Source organism: Enterococcus sp. GC34, assembly GCF_040886645.1.
Lineage (GTDB): Bacteria > Bacillota > Bacilli > Lactobacillales > Enterococcaceae > Enterococcus > Enterococcus faecalis.
In genome coordinates this window covers 172,706-191,113 of sequence record NZ_JBFOEF010000002.1, presented here as the reverse complement: position 1 = coordinate 191,113, position 18,408 = coordinate 172,706, and the positions used below count along the sequence as shown (strand labels likewise).

At 37.7% G+C, this 18,408-nt stretch carries 15 protein-coding genes and 1 CRISPR repeat array; of the genes, 3 read left to right on the top strand and 12 right to left on the bottom strand.

Features of this window, described 5'->3' with window-relative positions; all coding sequences use genetic code 11:
* Window positions 1–22: 22 nt before the first annotated feature.
* Window positions 23–1,234, bottom strand: a complete 1,212-nt coding sequence (locus AB3I72_RS03250) for an NAD(P)/FAD-dependent oxidoreductase (RefSeq protein ID WP_368023560.1) — start codon at window positions 1,232–1,234, stop codon at window positions 23–25.
* 28 nt (window positions 1,235–1,262) lie between these two features.
* Window positions 1,263–2,168, bottom strand: a complete 906-nt coding sequence (locus tag AB3I72_RS03245; protein WP_002360016.1) for a prenyltransferase — start codon at window positions 2,166–2,168, stop codon at window positions 1,263–1,265.
* A 121-nt stretch (window positions 2,169–2,289) separates the two neighbouring features.
* On the opposite strand from AB3I72_RS03245, the gene AB3I72_RS03240 reads away from it, so the two are divergent.
* Window positions 2,290–3,270, top strand: a complete 981-nt coding sequence (locus AB3I72_RS03240) for a polyprenyl synthetase family protein (protein WP_002360015.1) — start codon at window positions 2,290–2,292, stop codon at window positions 3,268–3,270.
* A gap of 79 nt (window positions 3,271–3,349) precedes the next feature.
* Here AB3I72_RS03240 and cydC read toward each other — a convergent pair whose 3' ends face one another.
* From cydC to AB3I72_RS03200, 8 genes are all read right to left on the bottom strand, one after another.
* Window positions 3,350–5,116 (bottom strand): thiol reductant ABC exporter subunit CydC, encoded by a 1,767-nt coding sequence (gene cydC, locus AB3I72_RS03235; protein WP_002364246.1) that lies wholly within the window; start codon window positions 5,114–5,116, stop codon window positions 3,350–3,352.
* Window positions 5,113–6,846, bottom strand: a complete 1,734-nt coding sequence (gene cydD, locus AB3I72_RS03230) for a thiol reductant ABC exporter subunit CydD (RefSeq protein ID WP_002419709.1) — start codon at window positions 6,844–6,846, stop codon at window positions 5,113–5,115. The genes cydC and cydD overlap by 4 nt, the downstream gene beginning before the upstream one ends.
* Window positions 6,847–6,850: 4 nt before the next feature.
* Window positions 6,851–7,864 (bottom strand): cytochrome d ubiquinol oxidase subunit II, encoded by a 1,014-nt coding sequence (gene cydB, locus AB3I72_RS03225; RefSeq protein WP_368023559.1) that lies wholly within the window; start codon window positions 7,862–7,864, stop codon window positions 6,851–6,853.
* The gene (locus AB3I72_RS03220; RefSeq protein WP_002356974.1) at window positions 7,861–9,279 is read right to left on the bottom strand and encodes a cytochrome ubiquinol oxidase subunit I; all 1,419 of its coding nucleotides are present in this window, start codon (window positions 9,277–9,279) and stop codon (window positions 7,861–7,863) included. The genes cydB and AB3I72_RS03220 overlap by 4 nt, the downstream gene beginning before the upstream one ends.
* Before the next feature lie 422 nt (window positions 9,280–9,701).
* A CRISPR array of direct repeats spans window positions 9,702–10,118; the repeat unit is 20 nt; unit sequence AAACAACATGACTCTAAAAC.
* 311 nt (window positions 10,119–10,429) lie between these two features.
* Window positions 10,430–11,293 carry a GyrI-like domain-containing protein gene (locus tag AB3I72_RS03215; protein ID WP_368023558.1) on the bottom strand — a complete coding sequence of 288 codons (864 nt, stop codon included), beginning with the start codon at window positions 11,291–11,293 and terminating at the stop codon, window positions 10,430–10,432.
* An 84-nt stretch (window positions 11,294–11,377) separates the two neighbouring features.
* The gene (locus tag AB3I72_RS03210) at window positions 11,378–13,459 is read right to left on the bottom strand and encodes a DNA topoisomerase III (RefSeq protein WP_061101239.1); all 2,082 of its coding nucleotides are present in this window, start codon (window positions 13,457–13,459) and stop codon (window positions 11,378–11,380) included.
* A 130-nt stretch (window positions 13,460–13,589) separates the two neighbouring features.
* Window positions 13,590–13,955, bottom strand: coding sequence for a DUF1033 family protein (locus AB3I72_RS03205; protein ID WP_061101240.1), 366 nt, complete (start codon window positions 13,953–13,955; stop codon window positions 13,590–13,592).
* A gap of 97 nt (window positions 13,956–14,052) precedes the next feature.
* Window positions 14,053–14,622 carry a TetR/AcrR family transcriptional regulator gene (locus AB3I72_RS03200; RefSeq protein ID WP_002356965.1) on the bottom strand — a complete coding sequence of 190 codons (570 nt, stop codon included), beginning with the start codon at window positions 14,620–14,622 and terminating at the stop codon, window positions 14,053–14,055.
* A gap of 132 nt (window positions 14,623–14,754) precedes the next feature.
* Here AB3I72_RS03200 and AB3I72_RS03195 point away from each other — a divergent pair, with 132 nt between their 5' ends.
* Both AB3I72_RS03195 and AB3I72_RS03190 read left to right on the top strand, forming a co-directional pair.
* The gene (locus AB3I72_RS03195) at window positions 14,755–15,270 is read left to right on the top strand and encodes a YbhB/YbcL family Raf kinase inhibitor-like protein (RefSeq protein WP_061101241.1); all 516 of its coding nucleotides are present in this window, start codon (window positions 14,755–14,757) and stop codon (window positions 15,268–15,270) included.
* A 16-nt stretch (window positions 15,271–15,286) separates the two neighbouring features.
* Complete coding sequence (locus tag AB3I72_RS03190) at window positions 15,287–16,525, top strand: multidrug efflux MFS transporter (protein ID WP_368023556.1); 1,239 nt, start codon at window positions 15,287–15,289, stop codon at window positions 16,523–16,525.
* A gap of 179 nt (window positions 16,526–16,704) precedes the next feature.
* Here the strand turns inward: AB3I72_RS03190 and mnmA are convergent, their stop codons facing one another.
* Window positions 16,705–17,829, bottom strand: coding sequence for a tRNA 2-thiouridine(34) synthase MnmA (mnmA, locus tag AB3I72_RS03185; protein ID WP_002362075.1), 1,125 nt, complete (start codon window positions 17,827–17,829; stop codon window positions 16,705–16,707).
* 225 nt (window positions 17,830–18,054) lie between these two features.
* Window positions 18,055–18,399, bottom strand: a complete 345-nt coding sequence (locus AB3I72_RS03180) for a DUF1831 domain-containing protein (RefSeq protein ID WP_002356959.1) — start codon at window positions 18,397–18,399, stop codon at window positions 18,055–18,057.
* Window positions 18,400–18,408: the final 9 nt, after the last annotated feature.

Below are 18,408 nucleotides of genomic sequence, written 5' to 3'. Positions count from 1 at the left end.
TTATTTCTTATTTTGCTGATTCTTAATGGTATAAGTCGAAACGACCTTTAGCCATCATTTCTTTGGTACCACCTGTTTCAAAGAGCGCTTTGTTCATGATAATTTTTTTCATGAATGAAGCTGGGTATCCTTTAATGTCTGTTTTACCAACAATTCCTAAAGCACGTGTATTTCCGACAGAACAAACAGAACCTTGTGATTTAAAGCTGAAAGGTTTAGTTGCTTCCCCTTTCAATTGTGCTTGAATATTTTTAGCAGCATGAGCGCCCATCTTCAAGGCGATTTGTGCTGTTGTTGGGTAAGGTCGATTAGTTTCTGTATCCATCACTGCTGAGCAGTCACCAATAATATAGACGTTGCTATGGTTCGCATCTGTTAAATCTGGTTGAACCATGACACGACCACGACGAGCTTCAAATCCAGAATCGCCTACAACGTGGCTTCCACTAACACCCGTTGTCCAAATAATTGTTTTAGCAGAAAGTTCTGCCAAGTCGCCTACTTCGTTATCTTGATAAACAACTGCGCCTGGTTTGATTTCTTTAATCGGTTTACCTAATAATAAATGAATAGCTGAATCTTTTAATAATTGCACACCATAGTTCGCAAGTTTTTCGTTAAACATCGGTAATAGGCGAGTAACTGCTTCGACACAATAAATTTGGATTTGATCTGCTGAGACACCTGCGATTTCAGCAAATTTTAGTTTGTTTTCAACAAGAGAACCTAATAATTCAATCCCTGTAAAGCCTGCTCCGCAGACAACAATTTTTAAGAATTCTTCGTTTTGAGTTGCTTTGTATTGACGCATTTGTTCTTGGATATGTTCATACACGTTTAAAGCCGTTTTCACATCTACCATTTGTAGAGCATGTTCTTGCACACCAGGGATACCAAATGATTCTGATTCAAACCCAAGAGAAACAACTAAGTAATCATAATTGATTGTTTGGCCATCTTCTAAAGCAACTGTTTGTGTTGCAGCATCAATTGTTTTAACTGTTCCTTGGATAAAGGTGGTCATTTTTTCATCGACAACATCCATAATATTGTATGTGATTTTTTCAGCTGGTTGTGTTCCAGCAGCAACTTCATGCAAATCCGTTGCTTCGTAGTGATAGTTGTTACGATCCACTAAAGTAATTTCGACGTCTTTGGCGCCTTTTTGTAATTCGCGTAATGTTTTTAAGCCTGCGTAACCAGCACCTAAAATAACAACATGTTTCTTATTCATTTTGATTCCCTTCCACTCTATAAAAAATTTACAGCCACCACAAACCTATGGCAAAAAATAGCACTTGTGCAGTTGCTCCCACAGCTAAGATCTTCACAGCACAAACAAATGTTTTACTCTTCACTTGTTCCTTCAGTAAGGCTTGGGTTTGTTTCCGTACAAAAGGTAAAGTTAAAAGCATGAGTAACATTGTTGGCGGGGTTAATCCTAAACCGACAGCTAACAAAATGGCTAACATTGCTATTGTATTTAATCCGACGAATAATTTCAAAGAACTTGCTTTGCCAAGGTAATGAACTAATGTATATCTCTTGTTATTTTCATCTTCCTCTAAGTCACAGATATTATTTGCTAACATTAAGTTAGCAATGTAACAAGTGTTAGGTAAGGCGACTAAGAAAATCCCCCATAAATTAGCTGCTGACCAATTGAAAACTTCAAACGTATTAATGTAGACACAAATAAGGGTAATCATGAACCCCATTGTAAATCCTGAGAAAACTTCCCCTAATGGTAGACTGGATAAAGGTTTCGGTCCTGATGAATAAAAAATACCAATTAAGTAACAATAAAGACCCATAATTAATAACGGCCAGCCGACAATAAATGACAACCCAATCCCCATTAAAGCAGAAACGAGAATCATCCAAAAAATCATTTTGCGTATTAATGGCAAAGATAAATTTTCTCGACCGATAATATTCGTTTTTTCCTTATAATCATGAACTTCTGTGGCATGATGGTAATCATTATAATTATCTAAAATATCGACCGCCATATTAAAAATAAACATCGCAATGAAAAAAATTAAAACATAACCAACATGAAGCCGCCCATATTGGTACCAACTAAAACAAATTCCTAACAAAAATGGCAAAACACTCGCTGTTTTTGCTTTTAATTCTACTAATTCAAAAAATATTTCTCGATTCAAACTATCCCTCCGCTACTTTTTTACAAACTTTGTTACTTTTAAAACTTAATTACTGTATTTCTGTCGCCAATTCGTATACAATCAAATAGTATTGAACCACTGAAAGGATCGTAGTATATTTATGAACACATTTTGGAAGTCGTTTCCTGACGTTGAACGTTCTTTAACGGAAACATGTGAATTAATTGAACAAACGTTGCATACACGCAACGAAGACATTGAAGAAGCCTTAGTAACTTTGGCTCGTTCTGGCGGCAAATTATTACGCCCCGCTTTTTTCTTTCTTTTTGCTCAACTGGGTGATGAAGAAAAACAAGAGAAACAACAACTATTAAAAATAGCTGCATCTTTGGAAATCCTACATATGGCTACGTTGATTCACGATGACATTATTGACGATTCTCCATTGCGCCGAGGCGCTGTGACTATTCAATCACAATATGGTAAAGACGTTGCTGTTTACACAGGTGATTTACTATTCACTGAATTCTTTACTTTGATTGCAGATGCCATGAATGGCTCTGAATTTATGAAAATCAATGCACAAGGAATGAAACGGTTATTACTTGGTGAACTCGATCAAATGAGTCATCGATTTGACCGCCGCATGTCGATTCCAGCTTATTTAAGAAGTGTCAACGGCAAAACAGCCGAACTTTTTTCACTAAGCTGTCTTGAAGGGGCCTATTTCGGTCATAGTTCAAAAGAAGTCCAACGTTTAGCTAAACGAATTGGCCGTCATATTGGCATTGCTTTTCAAGTCTATGACGATATTTTAGATTATACTGCCGACACGGAAACCTTGAAAAAGCCCGCTTTAGAAGACTTGTCACAAGGTGTTTATACGTTACCTCTTCTCTTCGCTTATCAAGCAGCGCCTGACGTATTCAGCCCTTATTTGGATAAAGGACGCGCCATTACCTTAGAAGAGGCAGCTGAAGTTGCGGCGCTAGTCAATGACTATCATGGCGTTACAGAAGCACAAGCTTTTGCTAAAAAAGTAACCAACAAAGCAATCACTGATATTCAACAATTGCCTGATGGCACAGCAAAAGAAACCTTACTTTCCTTAACTGAGCTCTTATTACATCGTTCATTTTAAACGTTTTATGAAAGAATTGCCATTAATTGAAATAGAAAAACGACTGATTGTTTGCTTTAATCAACAACCAGTCGTTTTTTTATTCCTCGAAAGAACTAATGCCACGATCAATTCGGTAAAGTTTCTGATAATGCGCATTGGTTGCAAGTAATTCTTCTGGTGTACCACTCATCTCTAATTGGCCATCTTCAATAAAGATCACTTGATCCATCAAAGTTACGCCTTGCAAATGGTGGGTAATCCAGATGACGGTTTTATCTTTTAATGCCTCAAAAAAGGTTTCCAGCAATTGCTGTTCTGTAATTGGATCTAAACCAGTAGTTGGTTCATCTAATAACACAATCGGTGTATCTTGCAAAAGAATCCGTGCTAGTGCCAAGCGATGTCGTTCGCCACCAGAAAAACGCAAACCTGCTTCATCCACCATTGTTTGTAAACCTTCTGGTAATTGGGCAACCATTTCTTTTAAGCCCACTTTTTCTAAAACCGCCCAAACTTCTGCTTCGCTTGCTTCTTCTCTACCAATCCGAATATTATTTAAAATGGTTGTTCGAAATAGGTACGGTGCTTGGTGCATAACCCCAATATATTCAGTCATCGTCTCACCAAATGCCTCAGTTGGGATGTTTCCTAAAAGGATTTCTCCCGAAGTAGGCCGTAAATCACCACGAATGAGCGAAGCCAACGTACTCTTTCCGGAACCACTGCGCCCTAAAATCGCTAATTTTTGTTTTTCAGGAATTGTTAACGATAAGTCATTTAATACCTTTTTCTCTTGATTTTCATATGCAAAAGACAAATGTTCTATCGATAAACTGGTGCCATTTGGCTGAACAGGCGCTTCTGTTGAGTCATCTTCCCCTTCAGGAAGCTCATTAAAACGACGAATGGAATCCTTATAAATCGTTGTTTCCTGTGCTGCAGCAGGTAGCGGAGCAAAAGCATCAATTAACGGAAAAACGGTTAAAACAAAGGCACCAATCCAATTGGCTGCGCCCCCATGATTACCTGGAAACCGCACACTAGTCCAAGCTAAGACAGCAATCGCAATCACACCGAACAGAAGTTGTAAAACAAAGTCTCGGCCACGGTTAAATTGCTTCATTTTTTCATCTAATGCACGAACGTTTGCTTCATCTGTTTCATAACGAGCAACGAATTCAGAGCCACGTTGACTAAATACCCAATCAGACACACCTAGAATATTGTCGGTTAGTGTTTGATATAACTCATTTTTGGCATATTTATGTTTTTCTTGACGCGCACCATTCACTAGAACTGAAACAAGTGGTAATAGAAAAACAACCACTCCTAACATCAGTAACATGCATAAAGCAAACCACCAAGAAAAGAAACCTAATGCAATCACTAAAAAGATATACAAAATCCAAGCAATAACGGTTGGGAAAATCGTTCGTAAATACAAGTTTTGGATATGATTAATATCCTCCGAAAGCAAACCTAAGATATCCCCAGTGCGATATTTTGTCTTAAAGAAAATCGCATCTTTTTCTAGCACATTATAAAGTTTCAAGCGCAGATCAGAGGTCATTTTTAACACCCAGTTATGACTCGTTAGACGTTCCACATAACGAAAAACAGGACGGCCAATCCCAAATGCTCTTGTTAAAACAATGGGAATATAAATTAATAAAATATTCTCTGGTAAGGAAGCCGCACGACTGATTAAGTAACCAGACGTAAACATTAATGCCCCTGCGCTAAAGAACGTCAAGAAGCCTAAAAGTAAGGCAAAATACAAGGTTTTTTTATAGCGTTTTAAGAAAGGACGAACCCATTGATCGTTTTTCCAAACGTCTTTCGTTGTCGGCTGTTTTTCCATCATTGGCGTCCTCCTCTCATTTGCTTCATTAATTGAACATAGTAGCCATCTTTTTCAATCAACTCTGCTAGCGTTCCTTGTTCCACTAATTGACCTTTTTCCATCACTAAAATGTAATCCATTTCTTCCATCCAATGCAGACGATGTGTCGCAAAGAAGACAAGATGATTGTTCATTAATGGCAACATGCGCTCTTTCATTTCAACTTCTGTTTCAATATCCAAATGCGCTGTCGGCTCATCAAACAGCAAGACGTGGCGTTTTTGATCGACAAAGGCGCGGGCCAACGCTACTCGTTGCGCTTGTCCCCCACTTAACATTCGACCACTTTCCCCAATCAAGGTATGAATTCCTTCGGGAAGGTCTTTAACCAGCTCGTCTAAGCCAACTAACTGAATCGCTTGCTGAATCGCCTCATCTGTTGCTTCAGGTGTATAAAAGCGAATATTGTTTGCCAAAGTATCTTGGAAAATATATGGTGCTTGCGGAATATAAAGGATTTGTTTTTGCCAGTCTTTTTGTAAAAAATGTGGAATCGTCTGACCATTTATCGCCAATTGACTCGTTTCTTCTGTTGGCAATAAAAAGCCACTTAATAAATTAATTAACGTTGACTTACCAGAACCACTCGCCCCAATAATTCCAATCTTTTTGCGACCATCAACAGAAAATTGCAACGATTGAATCGCTTCTTGCGTTGCATCTTCATAGGAAAAATTTAACGCTGTGACTGACAACTGACTTTCTTGATGCCAATCATCTAACGTGAGCACATCGGTCTGTTCTGCTTCTGGCAATGCTAATACCGCTTGGATCGCTTGAAAAGAGTTTTTTCCATCTAAGGTTGCGTGATAATCACTTGAAAAATCACGAATCGGTAAAAAGAACTCGGGTGCTAAAATTAAAGTAACCAAGGCAGGAAATAATAAAATCGTGCCGTTTAATAAACTTAATCCAAGGAAAACTGCCACAACAGCTACCGATAATGTCGTAAAAAAGTCTAACGCAAAGGTTGATAAAATAGCAATTTTCAACGTACTCATGGTCGCTTTTCTGAATCGTTCACTTGTATGGTAAATACTCCCAGCATATTTTTTACTCAACCCAAACAGTTTCAGCGTGTCAATTCCTCGCAAGGAATCAATAAAATGATTGGAGAGCATTTGAAACGCCGCATATTGCTTGTCCGCTTTACTTTGTGCTGCATAACCTAACACAATCATAAAAATAATAATAATCGGAAAAACAATCAGCAATGTTACGCCTGAACGAATATTTTGTGTAAAAACAAAGGCCAAAATAATCCAAGGAATAATCATCATATTCATCATTTTTGTCAAAATCAATTGTAAATAATTTTCGGTTTGACTGATGCCTTCTAAAGCCATGGTAACCATATTTCCAGTCCCATTTTTTTGAACAACATTTGGCCCCAAACGGAAAATTTTGGTTAACAATTGTTCGCGTAATTCTTTTGAGCGTTCATAACTAAATGTATCGAGCATTCTCTCACGAAAATACGTAATAACATGTCGACCAAGATAAAAAATAAAAAAGAGTAAAATACTCTGTAGTTGTTGGTTAAGATGCCCGCCACTCCAAAGGCCGACAATGGCTTTTGAAAGAAAAAAAGCTTGCCCAATTATAAAGACTGCTTGCAGGAAAGAAAAACCTGCAAGCAAGACAAGAATTTTTTTGATTTTAGGCATCTGTAAGATGTCTTTATCAATCATAGTTTTAATACCCCTCTGGTACGGCTGTCTGTGAAATACGTTTTCTGAAAATATAATAGGACCAAGCAGTATAAGCTAACACGAATGGTAAAATGCTTAAAGAAATCCACGTCATAATTTTTAGTGTATATGGTGTGCTTGTTGCATCTTTAATCAACAAATCAAAACCTTCACTACCAATCATAACACGTGGGAACAAGCCACTGAACAAGAGAGCAACTAGTACAACTAACGTTAAACCACTCGCTAGAAAAGCTAACATCTCTTTGCGTTTAAACACCCCAACATTGGCAATGACCGTTAAGACCACAATTGCTAACGTTAAAATTAAAGTGACCGTAAAGTTCTTTTCATAAAAGTCCGTTTTGAAGTACATCAACACTGCAAAAACAACTAAACCGACATATAAAACGCCGTATAAGATTTCTGCATAATTTCGAGCACGTTCGCGAATTGGGCCTTCTGTTTTTAAAGCAATATAGTTCATGCCGTGTAAGTAGCAAAGTAATGTTAAGGCTACTCCACCAACAATTGAAAACAGATTAAAATAATCCGTAAATTGCGCATGCATATTGCCGTTTGCATCTAAAGGCATTCCTTGGACTAAGCTGATAAACAAAATACCAAAGAAGAACGGTACAAGGAAACTACCAATTGATAGCGTCCAGTTCCACATCCGACGACGTTTACCTTCCGGCATGTTGTGGCGGAATTCAAAGGAAACTCCGCGAATAATTAAGCCAAATAAAATCGTAAATAGAATTAAATAGTAGCCACTAAATAATGAAGCATACCAATATGGGAAAGAGGCAAACATTGCGCCGCCCGCTGTTAATAGCCAAACTTCGTTTCCGTCCCAAACAGGTCCAATTGTTGCAACGACTTGATCTTTTTCGTCGTCATTGTGTGCCAACGTTTGAACGGCCATTCCAACACCAAAGTCAAATCCTTCTAAGAAGAAGAAACCTGAGAACAAGACGCCGATAAGGACAAACCATAATAATTGTAGTGTACTCATTCGCCAAATACCCCCTTATCAAATGGATCCAACGCTGGTTCATTTTCTTTCGCTAATTTTTTCGCTTCATAGTCTGGTCCTTTACGTAATTCTAAAATGACCAAGTAAACCATGACACTACCTAAACCAGCAAATAATAAGAAATAAATGACATTTGACGTAATTAATGAAGCAACCGATACATTTGGTGAAACACTTTGTTCAATCGTAAATAATCCATAGACAGTCCACGGATAACGACCTAATTCAGTGACTAACCAACCTGTTGTATTCGCAAGGAATGGTGCGAACGTACATAAAGCAACAATCCACAGCATCCATTTCTTCTCGTACAGCGATGGTTTTTTCTTCCTTGTAAAGAATAGTCCTAAGGCAGCAACCAATAACATTAAGGCACCAAAACCAGCCATGATACGGAAGCTCCAGAATAAAGTGTTAACTGGTGGATAATAATTTTTATCATCCCCATATTTTTCTACCAAACGCTTGTTGACTGTATCCATTCCATCAACCGAACCTGATAATTTGTTATACGATAAAATACTTAGCATATATGGAATATCGATACCAAAAACTTGTTTATGTTCTCGTTCATCTGCCCAAGCAATTAATGTCCAAGCAGCAGGATCATCAGAGTCTTCATAGGCCCCCTCCATCGCCGCAAATTTCATTGGTTGTCCTTCAATTAGAGCTTTCATTTGCAAGTCGCCAGCTAATAAAACGCCGATTGAACCGAACAAAGTAACCCATAAGCCAATGCGCATAGATGCTTTGTGGAATGAAATATCCCGTTTTTTCAACAATTGGAAAGCAGCCATACCAGCTACTGCCATGCCGCCCAATGTAAAGGCGCCCATGATAACGTGTGAAAATTCATACCAAACTTTTGGATTGCTGATGACAGCTACAAAGTCCACCATTTCAGCACGGCCATTATTGATGACATAACCTACTGGATGTTGCATAAAACTATTGGCAACTAAAATCCAGAAAGCAGACATCATTGAACCGAATACGACTAACCAGATAAAGGTTACGTGAACTTTCGGATTCATTTTATCCCAAGTAAAGATCCACAAACCTAAGAATGTTGACTCTAAGAAGAAAGCTAAGAGCGCTTCTACAGCCAACGGTGCCCCAAAAATATCTCCGACGAATCGAGAATAATCAGACCAGTTCATCCCAAACTGAAATTCTTGAATAATCCCGGTTACAACCCCAACAGCGAAGCTTAATAGGAATATATTTCCCCAAAACTTGGCCATTTTACGATAACGTTCCTCTTTTTTCACAACGTACATTGTTTCCATAATTGCTACAACAAGTGCTAATCCTATTGAAAACGGTACGAAGAAAAAGTGGAAAACTGTTGTCATCGCAAATTGGATTCTCGCCAATGTTACAATATCAAACATATTATTTCCTCCCTGATTTGCCTCCACACAAAGAAACAAGCTTACCTGAATTGTTCATTTCCATTAGCGATGACTCCTTTTATCTACGAAACTAAAAGAAAATTCAAGTGAACTTTTCCAAAAAGTGTGAAAATGCATGTAATATAGAATAATTCCAATCTAAGTATACAACTTTCTGAGGCAGAAACCAAACAATACAGAAGCATTTCTCACAATTTTTTTAGGTGCTACCAAGATTTCTTCCCTTTCTTCTATCAATAAAAAAAGCCCTTCCTAAAAAAAGGAAGAACTAATCTCAATCTATCAACATTTTGACTTATCACTTGATTAGTTTCCAAAAATTGAAGCAGCTCGTCTTTGATGATAAAAATTCTAATCTTGTGATGAAAATTACGGATTGCTTGAGGTGATAGTTTGTTTTTTAACAACATGGCTATAAAACTCTAATTTTTGAGTAATCGTACCAACTTGGGTTTTGGTACCATTCTAAACAACATGACTCTAAAACTATAGTCATTATGCTGAACAAGGGTTTGTTGTTTTGGTACCATTCTAAACAACATGACTCTAAAACTGATCCAACCTGTCAGAAAATCCACGATCAGTTTTGGTACCATTCCAAACAACATGACTCTAAAACAAGGTATTGCTACTGTGATTGAATATAAATGTTTTGGTACCATTCTAAACAACATAACTCTAAAACAAACGGCAATCATGTTCTCTTTTGCTTCTTGTTTTGGTACCACTCTAAACAACATGACTCTAAAACTGTCTGGGTGATACTTTAAAGCTAGTTTTTTGTTTTGGTACCATTCCAAACAACATGACTCTAAAACATCGGAGAATTATTTTTTTCTCCATGATTCCGTATTCGCATCACTTATCCATAGCTAGATTTCAGTTTAGAAGGTCTGATTTTTTTCTTCACGTTTATTATATATTATACCAAACTTTCTCCTTTATTGGCGGAAAAGAGCCTGGGACAAAAATCACTTTGGATTTTTGTCCCAGGCTTAAAAATTGATAAACGGCGGGAACAGAAGCAACTCCTTCGGAAATAAGCCGAAATTCTCCAAAAATTATAGAACAATTTTCGGAAATTCCTTCTTATTTCTCGGAGTTAAACACTTCTGTCCCGACCTCTTCTTTATTTAGTAGCTGTAACAGCGAGCCAGATTTCACTGTACTTAGCTTCTGCTGGTCCTTGATATTGCGTAAACGAAATTTCTGGTGCTGCAACGACTTGGTAACCAGATGAAGGCAACCATTCAGAGAATATCCTTGCCCAGGTTTCTTGTAAAATTTGTGGGAAAGGACCTTCATTTGGAAAAACCGCCCATGTATGAGCAGGTACGCTTAGTTGCTCCAAATCTTCATAGATATTTTCTTGCAAAGTGGCAAAGCCAATCATGTGTGTCATTTCTCCACCTTCTGTTGTTCGTCCCTCTTGAAAGTCAAAAGAAGCATTTACTACTTGATAAGGATATATGTCATCAAATGTATGCATTTCCGCTCGTTGTTGTGGTGTAATGCGCTGTGCTAATTCCATGATTGCTTGATTTTCCCCTTGATACTGCAAGGGAACCTTCTGACTAACTCCGACTATTTGAAACGCTGGTTTTTCAATCAATTTAACATCCATTGATTGTCCTCCTTTAATATCAATATAGAAAGAGAATTTAGGGAACGTTTTTTGGATTTGTGTTTTCATTACTTCAGAAGGGGCTTGTCCTGACCAATCGCGAAAGGCTCTTGAGAATCCTTCAATACTTTGATAACCATATTTAAAAGCTACATCTGTCACTTTTTCACCAGCAAGTAATGCTAAATTTGCTTCCGCCAAACGTCTCTTTTTAATATACTCAGCCAGACTCATCCCCGCAATAAACGAAAAAGTTCGTTTAAAATGGTAAACAGAAATCCCTGTCTTTTTCGCCAATTCATCGAAGGATACTTCTTCCGTTAAATGTTCTTCAATATAATCCATTGCTTGATTCAAATTTACGAGCATCCGTGTCCCTCTCTTTCTATTTGAAAGTTTACTAAAGACCAACAAGGATGACTTGATTATTTAGAGCCAACATTCGTCAAATCGCTACTCTTGGTTCATAGCGGCTTTTAAAGCCTGTGCTAAAGCACTTTCTTCTGGTTCGTCTGGTTGTGAATATTTTTTCATCAAACGACGTTCTTCATGTTTAGTCATTTTTTGTTTTCGTTCTTTTTTATCGGGAATTTTTTCAGTAATCGAACAGAATTTACATTTGAAAGAACGACCATTTTTTCCTTCTATGATGACCATTTTTTTATGGCATTGTGGGCAACGGTGATTGGATACTTTAGGATCTTTTCGCCGACGATAAGAACATTCTTGGTTTGTACAAACGTAAATCTTCCCATCTTTTGTATTTTTTTCCCGTAAGTTTGAGCCACAATCTGGACATTTTTTTTGCGTAATGGAAAAATCTTGATATTTTTTCTCGCTTTGTTTAATTTCACGGACTAATTTTTTCGTATCCTCTTCAATATCCTTTAAGAAAAGTTGACTCTTTTGTTGACCCGAAGCGATTGCTTCGAGCGATTTTTCCCATTTTTCCGTTAGTTCAGGTGTCACAAGTGATGGATTCACCAAGTCTAATAGTTGCTTTCCTTTGGCAGAGACACTTAAACCGCTATTGGTTCGTTCCATCAATTCTGATTTAATCAGTTTTTCAATAATTTCAGCTCGCGTTGCCGGTGTGCCTAAACTGTGTTTCTCCATTTTTCCTAACAACGTTCCTTCGGTTAATGGTTTTGGCGGCGACGTTAATTCTTTGTTAATGGTAAAGTTTGGCGCAACGGTCATGCCTTTTTGCCATTGGACAGTGGATAGCGGCTGTTCGGCTGTTGTTTTCCAGCCAGCAACAACTACTTTATTTTGATGAAAGACAAATGTTTCTTTTCCAAAAGCGACTGTAACTTTTGTTTGTTTGGATTGATTTGGCTCAGCAAACAAACCTAAGAATCGTTGAACAATCATTTGATAGATTTTTTGTTCATCATTGCTTAGCTTTTCATAACGAGGACGTTGTTCAGTTGGAATCAACCCATGGTGATCCGTGACTTTTGCATTTTGGAAAACTTTTTGTTGTTTAACAACAGCCCCATTTTTAAGGTAGCCTTTCACTTCTGGTGAAAAATCAGCAATGGCTTGAAGTCGTTCTTTCATCGTTCCTTTCATATCCGTTGTTAGATATTTGCTGTCAGTTCGAGGATAGGAAACAATTTTATGGGTTTCATATAAACTTTGTACAAGAGACAACGTTTTCTTTGCAGAAAATTGGAATCGCTGATTGGCTTCACGCTGGATTTCGGTTAAATCATATGGTAACGGCGCATTTTCTGTTTTAACTTTTTCTTGGATATCGGTAACTAAGCCCTTTTGTTTTGAGAGTTCTTTGACTAATTGTTCTGCTTCCTGCCGTTCTTTCAAAGCGTATGGATTTTTTTGGGTCATCTTTGCTTTTTCTGATTCAACAGTTAACGAGATAGTAAAATAAGTTTGAGGCTTAAATTGTTCAATCGTTTTTTCTTGTTGGCGTACCATTGCTAAAGTTGGTGTTTGAACACGACCTGCGGATAAGTTATCTTGATATTTCACTGTCAAGGCCCGTGTGACGTTTAGCCCCACCAACCAGTCAGCTTTTGCGCGTGCCAAGGCAGAGTAATACAAATTATCGTAGTCTTTCGCTGGGCGAATTTTCTTAAACCCGTCTTTAATGGCTTTGTCTGTTTGAGATGAAATCCATAAGCGTTTGACTGGTTTGTTAAAACGGACATATTCTAAAATCCAGCGGGCCACTAATTCACCTTCACGACCAGCATCGGTGGCAATCACGGCTTCAGAAACATCTTTACGATTAGCTAATTGTTTAATCGCTTTTAATTGATGTCCCGTTTTCGGTAACGGTTTAATCCCTAAATTCTTAGGAATCATCGGTAAAGTTTCCATTTGCCACGTTTGCCATTCTTTGTTTAAATCTTCTGGCATTTTTAGTCCTAAGAGATGGCCTAAAGCCCAGGTGACAATCACGTTAGGTCCTTCATAATAATTCTTATTTTTTTGATTTGCTCCTAAAACGCGGCTTAAATCTTTTGCTACGCTAGGTTTTTCAGCAATAATTAATTGTTTTGCAACCACTAGTTTCGCTCCTTTTTGAGTGCTATCTTTTCGTATTATACCAAATATTAGCTCGATTTTCTCTAAATTCCGAGAATAGAAAAAGAGTTTAAAGAAAATTCCCTGAGGTTTTTCTTTAAACTCATGCGTTTCAAATAACTTTCCGTTTGCAGAATTTTGTTTTGCCTAAATGATTGGATATTGTGGTAAACTCAGCTTTATTTTCAAAAGTAACTGCATGATGATTTTCTAGTAATGCTAAACCGAAGTATTGTTGTAAATCTTCATCGCATTCTTCACACCAGCGTTCTTCCCCATCATTCCAGAAAGCCGTTAAATAATTAGGCTTTGTGTTGACGTATGTATAATTCTGAGAAAGTTTTTGCCAAACTTCCACATAATATGTCTCTGCATCGGTCAAGTTATCGAAGGTTTTTTCTTGAACAATGTCCTCTTGCCAATCATCAAAAAACCACCAAGGTTCATTGTCGCCATACATTGTAATTACTTGATACATTGAACCGCTCCTTTTTTTGCTACTGTAGGTATCATAGTCACTTTCTGAAAAAGTTGCAAGGATTTGGTTTCGGACTGAGAAATTTTTGAAATTTATTTTATCCTGCTACTTCTAAAGAAGCAATAAAATCTTCAATCATGCGACGATAACTTTCTTCCGGCGTGGCTTCTTCGCGTTGAAAATAACCTAAAAAACGTAAGGTAATATAGCCATGGATTAAGCTACGTAATTCTCGGCTTTTATGCAGTCGTTCTTCATTATTAAATGGATAAAAAGCTAAAAGTTGTAAGATAATTTGATTGGTTTCATGGATGCCTTCAATTAATTGTTGGTTTTGCGTTTTCGGCACACTGATAAGTAATTCATAGACTGCAGAATTTTCAAAAGCAAATTGTTGGTACGTTTCAGCATATATCCGAATTGCTTCTGCGCCACTCTTACCCACTAAGGCTCGTCGCAATGCATCATTTAATTCTTGAATTAACAAGTCCACTAGAGCATTTTTTACTTCAGCAATATTTTTAAAGTGATTATAGAGTGAAGGATACTTGATGCCTAAATCAACGGCTAAATTTTGAAAGGTTAATTGTTGAACGCCCAATTCTTCCGCTAGGTTGCGGGCACTTTCAAGGATTTTGGCTTTCGTTAAATTCCGTTTTTTTGCCATCTTTCTGACGCCTCCAATTCTTAAATTTTGGACAAGTATTAGTTTATCATATCTATTGACTCTTTTTAAACTATAAATTATAGTTTATAATAATAATTTGTAAACATCATTTTTGAAAGAAGGCTGTTTGGCATGCATATTACCAACCGTTCTCATTTGGCCGATCGTTATGGCAAACGAACCAGTGCAGAATTTTTATTACACGAACGTCCTATTTTATCTTTTCCTATTTCTTTAGCGGCCATTCCTAAAGAAGCCCGCTATTTATCCTGGGAATTAATTGATTATGACACGATTCCTCTAATTGGTTTCCCTTTTATTCATTGGTTAGCTGCCAATGTTCCTGTAACCAATGAGATTCCTGAAGACTTTAGTCGAACAGCACTCAAGCCTACCATTCAAGGAAAAAATAGTCTTGCTTCTCCTTTGGGGAAACAGATGATTCCTGCGCTTGCCACTGCAACGTTACCTGAGTTAACCGAACGTTATCTGGGGTTAAGTCCTCGCTCTGGTGTGCACACCTATACGTTATATGTATACGCTACAAAAAATCCACTAAATTTAAAAGAAGGCTTTTTTGCGAATGAATTGCATCAAGCATTGAATGATCAACGACTCGCCAAAGCCAAATTTGAATTTCTTTACTAGAAAGTGAGGAAATAGAATGTATGAATTAATTAAAAGTAAAATTTTCCGTCCAAGACAACCTTGGGAAAAAAATCTGCTTGTTTTATGGTTTGGCACATTTATGGCTGGTATTGGCTTTAGCTTAGTGATGCCATTCATGCCTCTTTATATCAACACATTAGGTACTTTTACCCACCAACAATTGAATTTTTGGAGCGGAATCACGTTCTCCTCCACTTTTTTAGTCACGACCATTGTTTCTCCTTGGTGGGGCCGTTTAGCCGACCGAAAAGGACGCAAGTTAATGTTATTACGTGCTTCATTAGGGATGGCTATCGTCATTAGTTTAATGGGCGCAGTCACAAGTGTTTATCAATTGATTGGCTTGCGCTTATTACAAGGTGTTTTTTCCGGTTATATCAGTAATGCAACTGCGTTAGTTGCTACAGGCACACCTAAGGAAAAAAGCGGTCAAGTGCTTGGTACTTTAGCAACTGGTTCTGTTACCGGCACGTTGCTTGGTCCTCTATTGGGCGGTGTCACTGCTTCTATTTTCGGTTATCGGCCAACCTTTTTCATTACTGGTACGATTTTATTACTCGTTTTTGTTTTGAGTCTCGTCTTTGTCCATGAAGAGTTTGTGCCAATTGAAAAAAATCAAGCCGCATCTGGGAAACAAATTTTAAAAAAACTAGAACATCCCCACGTGATTCTTGGAATGTTTATTACGACATTAATCATTCAAGCTTCCAATAATTCAATTAGTCCCATCATCAGTTTATATATTCAACAATTGTTGGGTGGTCACGGAAATGTCACCTTAATTAGCGGAGTCATTGCTTCTATTCCAGGGATTGCAACGTTAATAGCCGCCCCTCGTTTCGGCCGGTTAGGCGATCGTATTGGCAGTGAACGCATCTTGACAATTGGCTTAATTTTAGCCATTTTCGTTTATCTACCAATGGCCTTTGTTCAAAATGTCTGGCAGCTTGCCATGCTTCGTTTCTTAGTTGGGATTTCCGATGCCTGTTTACTACCAGCTGTTCAAACGTTGATCACTCGTTATTCCCCAAGTGACGCTGCAGGTCGTATTTTCAGTTACAATCAATCTTTCCAAGCGACAGGAAATGTGATTGGTCCTATGATTGGTTCAAGCGTATCTGCCGCTTTCGGTTATCGTGGGGTCTTTATTTCCACTTCTTGTCTGGTTCTCCTTAACCTTCTATGGGTTCGTCGAAGCACCGGCGAATTAAAAAAAGAGAAAAATGATGCCTGAGTTATACACAGAAAAGTTATCCACAATTTTAATTTTTAATTTTTCTCTTTTTCTTATTTTAAAAAAAATAGGCATATAAAACAAAAAAGAAAAGCGGATATTTACTGGTTTTATGACCAGCATATCCGCTTTTCTTTTGGTTAACTTCATCCTTTTTGTTTCACAACTCGTGAAACTTTTTAGACGTATTGTAGTTCTTTTTCATCTTGGTAGGCGCGATCAATTAAGCCGCCCCCTAAGCATTCCATCCCATCATAAAAAACAACAGCTTGACCTGGAGTGACTGCGCGCGCTGGTTCCTTAAACGTAACGGTTGCTTTTGTGCCATCTTCAGATAAGGAAACATGCACTGGGATATCTGCTTGACGATAACGGAATTTAGCCGTACAGTCAAACTCTTTTGGCATTGGTGTATCAACAGTAAAATGAACCTCACTGGCTTCTAAATGTGTTGCATATAGTTTTTCATGGTGAAATCCTTGTCCCACATATAATGTATTGGTAGTTAAATCTTTCCCAATTACAAACCATGGTTCTTGTGTTTTACCGCCGCCACCAATTCCTAAGCCTTGGCGTTGACCGATAGTATAATACATCAGACCATCATGTTGTCCTTTGATTTCGCCATCTTCTGTCACCATGTTGCCTTTTTTAGCTGGTAAATAATTACTCAAAAATTCTTTGAAATTCTTTTCACCAATAAAACAAACGCCCGTTGAGTCTTTTTTCTTGGCTGTGGCTAATCCAGCACGTTCAGCAATTGCACGAACTTCTGATTTTTCCATGCCACCCAATGGAAACATTGTTTTTGCCAATTGGGCTTGTGATAATTGGCTTAAAAAATAGGTTTGATCTTTATTATTATCAATTCCACGTAACATATGCACTACGCCATTTTCATCCGTTTCTACTTGCGCATAGTGGCCAGTTGCCACATAGTCAGCGCCTAGTTGCATAGCATAATCTAGGAATGCTTTAAATTTAATTTCTTTATTACACATGACATCTGGATTTGGTGTCCGTCCTAACCGATATTCTGCTAAAAAATATTCAAACACACGGTCCCAATATTCTTTTTCAAAATTGACCGAATAATACGGAATCCCAATTTGATCCGCTACTTTTGCGACATCTTTATAGTCCTCAGTTGCGGTACAGACACCATTTTCGTCTGTATCGTCCCAATTTTTCATAAAGATCCCAATTACATCATAGCCTTGCTCTTTTAAAAGCAACGCTGTGACAGATGAATCGACACCGCCACTCATGCCTACCACGACACGCGTTTTGCTGTTATCTGCCATTTTATCACCATCATTTCAATTAGATTCTGAAATCATCCACGATTTGAAGGTCGTAACTTTTCAGTGCTTTTCATTATACTATTTTTTTTAAATAAGTAAAGCAAGCCGGGCGTATAATGAGAAAATACTTGGAACAAAGACACAGCCAACAAGCTATTGCTTTCAAATAAACAGAAAACCTGAAGGAACAAGCTACTTTCACTTGTTTCTTCAGGTTTCTCTAAATTATTCTACTTTCTCTAATACACCACGGCTAATTAAGCCATCCATTAAGAAAAAGTATTTTTCTTTACTCATTTCATGTTGTTCATTCTTGAAAATATTCATTGGTTTTAAACCATTTGCCGTTGTAATGGACATTTTCAACTCTTTTAGATCAGCAGTGATCGTAATTTTCAATTTGAAGCCTTCATTTCTCTGAGGCGTTGGATCTAAGGAACGAATCAATTGAAAGTTCCCTGATTTTGTTTCAGTAAAGCCGTTATCTTTTAATGTATAGCGTTTTGCACTAGGATGTACTTTGTAAAAAACTGTTGAGCCTTCAACAGCAGCCGTTGTTGTAAATGCCATGGGTTCCAC

Excerpts from the sequence above, each read along its gene's own strand:
- AB3I72_RS03250 (WP_368023560.1), bottom strand. The coding sequence starts at position 1,234 with ATGAATAAGAAACATGTTGTTATTTTAGGTGCTGGTTACGCAGGCTTA.
- AB3I72_RS03240 (WP_002360015.1), top strand. The coding sequence starts at position 2,290 with ATGAACACATTTTGGAAGTCGTTTCCTGACGTTGAACGTTCTTTAACG.
- cydC (WP_002364246.1), bottom strand. The coding sequence starts at position 5,116 with ATGATGGAAAAACAGCCGACAACGAAAGACGTTTGGAAAAACGATCAA.
- cydD (WP_002419709.1), bottom strand. The coding sequence starts at position 6,846 with ATGATTGATAAAGACATCTTACAGATGCCTAAAATCAAAAAAATTCTT.
- cydB (WP_368023559.1), bottom strand. The coding sequence starts at position 7,864 with ATGAGTACACTACAATTATTATGGTTTGTCCTTATCGGCGTCTTGTTC.
- AB3I72_RS03220 (WP_002356974.1), bottom strand. The coding sequence starts at position 9,279 with ATGTTTGATATTGTAACATTGGCGAGAATCCAATTTGCGATGACAACA.
- AB3I72_RS03215 (WP_368023558.1), bottom strand. The coding sequence starts at position 11,293 with ATGCTCGTAAATTTGAATCAAGCAATGGATTATATTGAAGAACATTTA.
- AB3I72_RS03205 (WP_061101240.1), bottom strand. The coding sequence starts at position 13,955 with ATGTATCAAGTAATTACAATGTATGGCGACAATGAACCTTGGTGGTTT.
- AB3I72_RS03200 (WP_002356965.1), bottom strand. The coding sequence starts at position 14,622 with ATGGCAAAAAAACGGAATTTAACGAAAGCCAAAATCCTTGAAAGTGCC.
- AB3I72_RS03195 (WP_061101241.1), top strand. The coding sequence starts at position 14,755 with ATGCATATTACCAACCGTTCTCATTTGGCCGATCGTTATGGCAAACGA.
- AB3I72_RS03190 (WP_368023556.1), top strand. The coding sequence starts at position 15,287 with ATGTATGAATTAATTAAAAGTAAAATTTTCCGTCCAAGACAACCTTGG.
- mnmA (WP_002362075.1), bottom strand. The coding sequence starts at position 17,829 with ATGGCAGATAACAGCAAAACGCGTGTCGTGGTAGGCATGAGTGGCGGT.
- AB3I72_RS03180 (WP_002356959.1), bottom strand. The coding sequence starts at position 18,399 with ATGGCATTTACAACAACGGCTGCTGTTGAAGGCTCAACAGTTTTTTAC.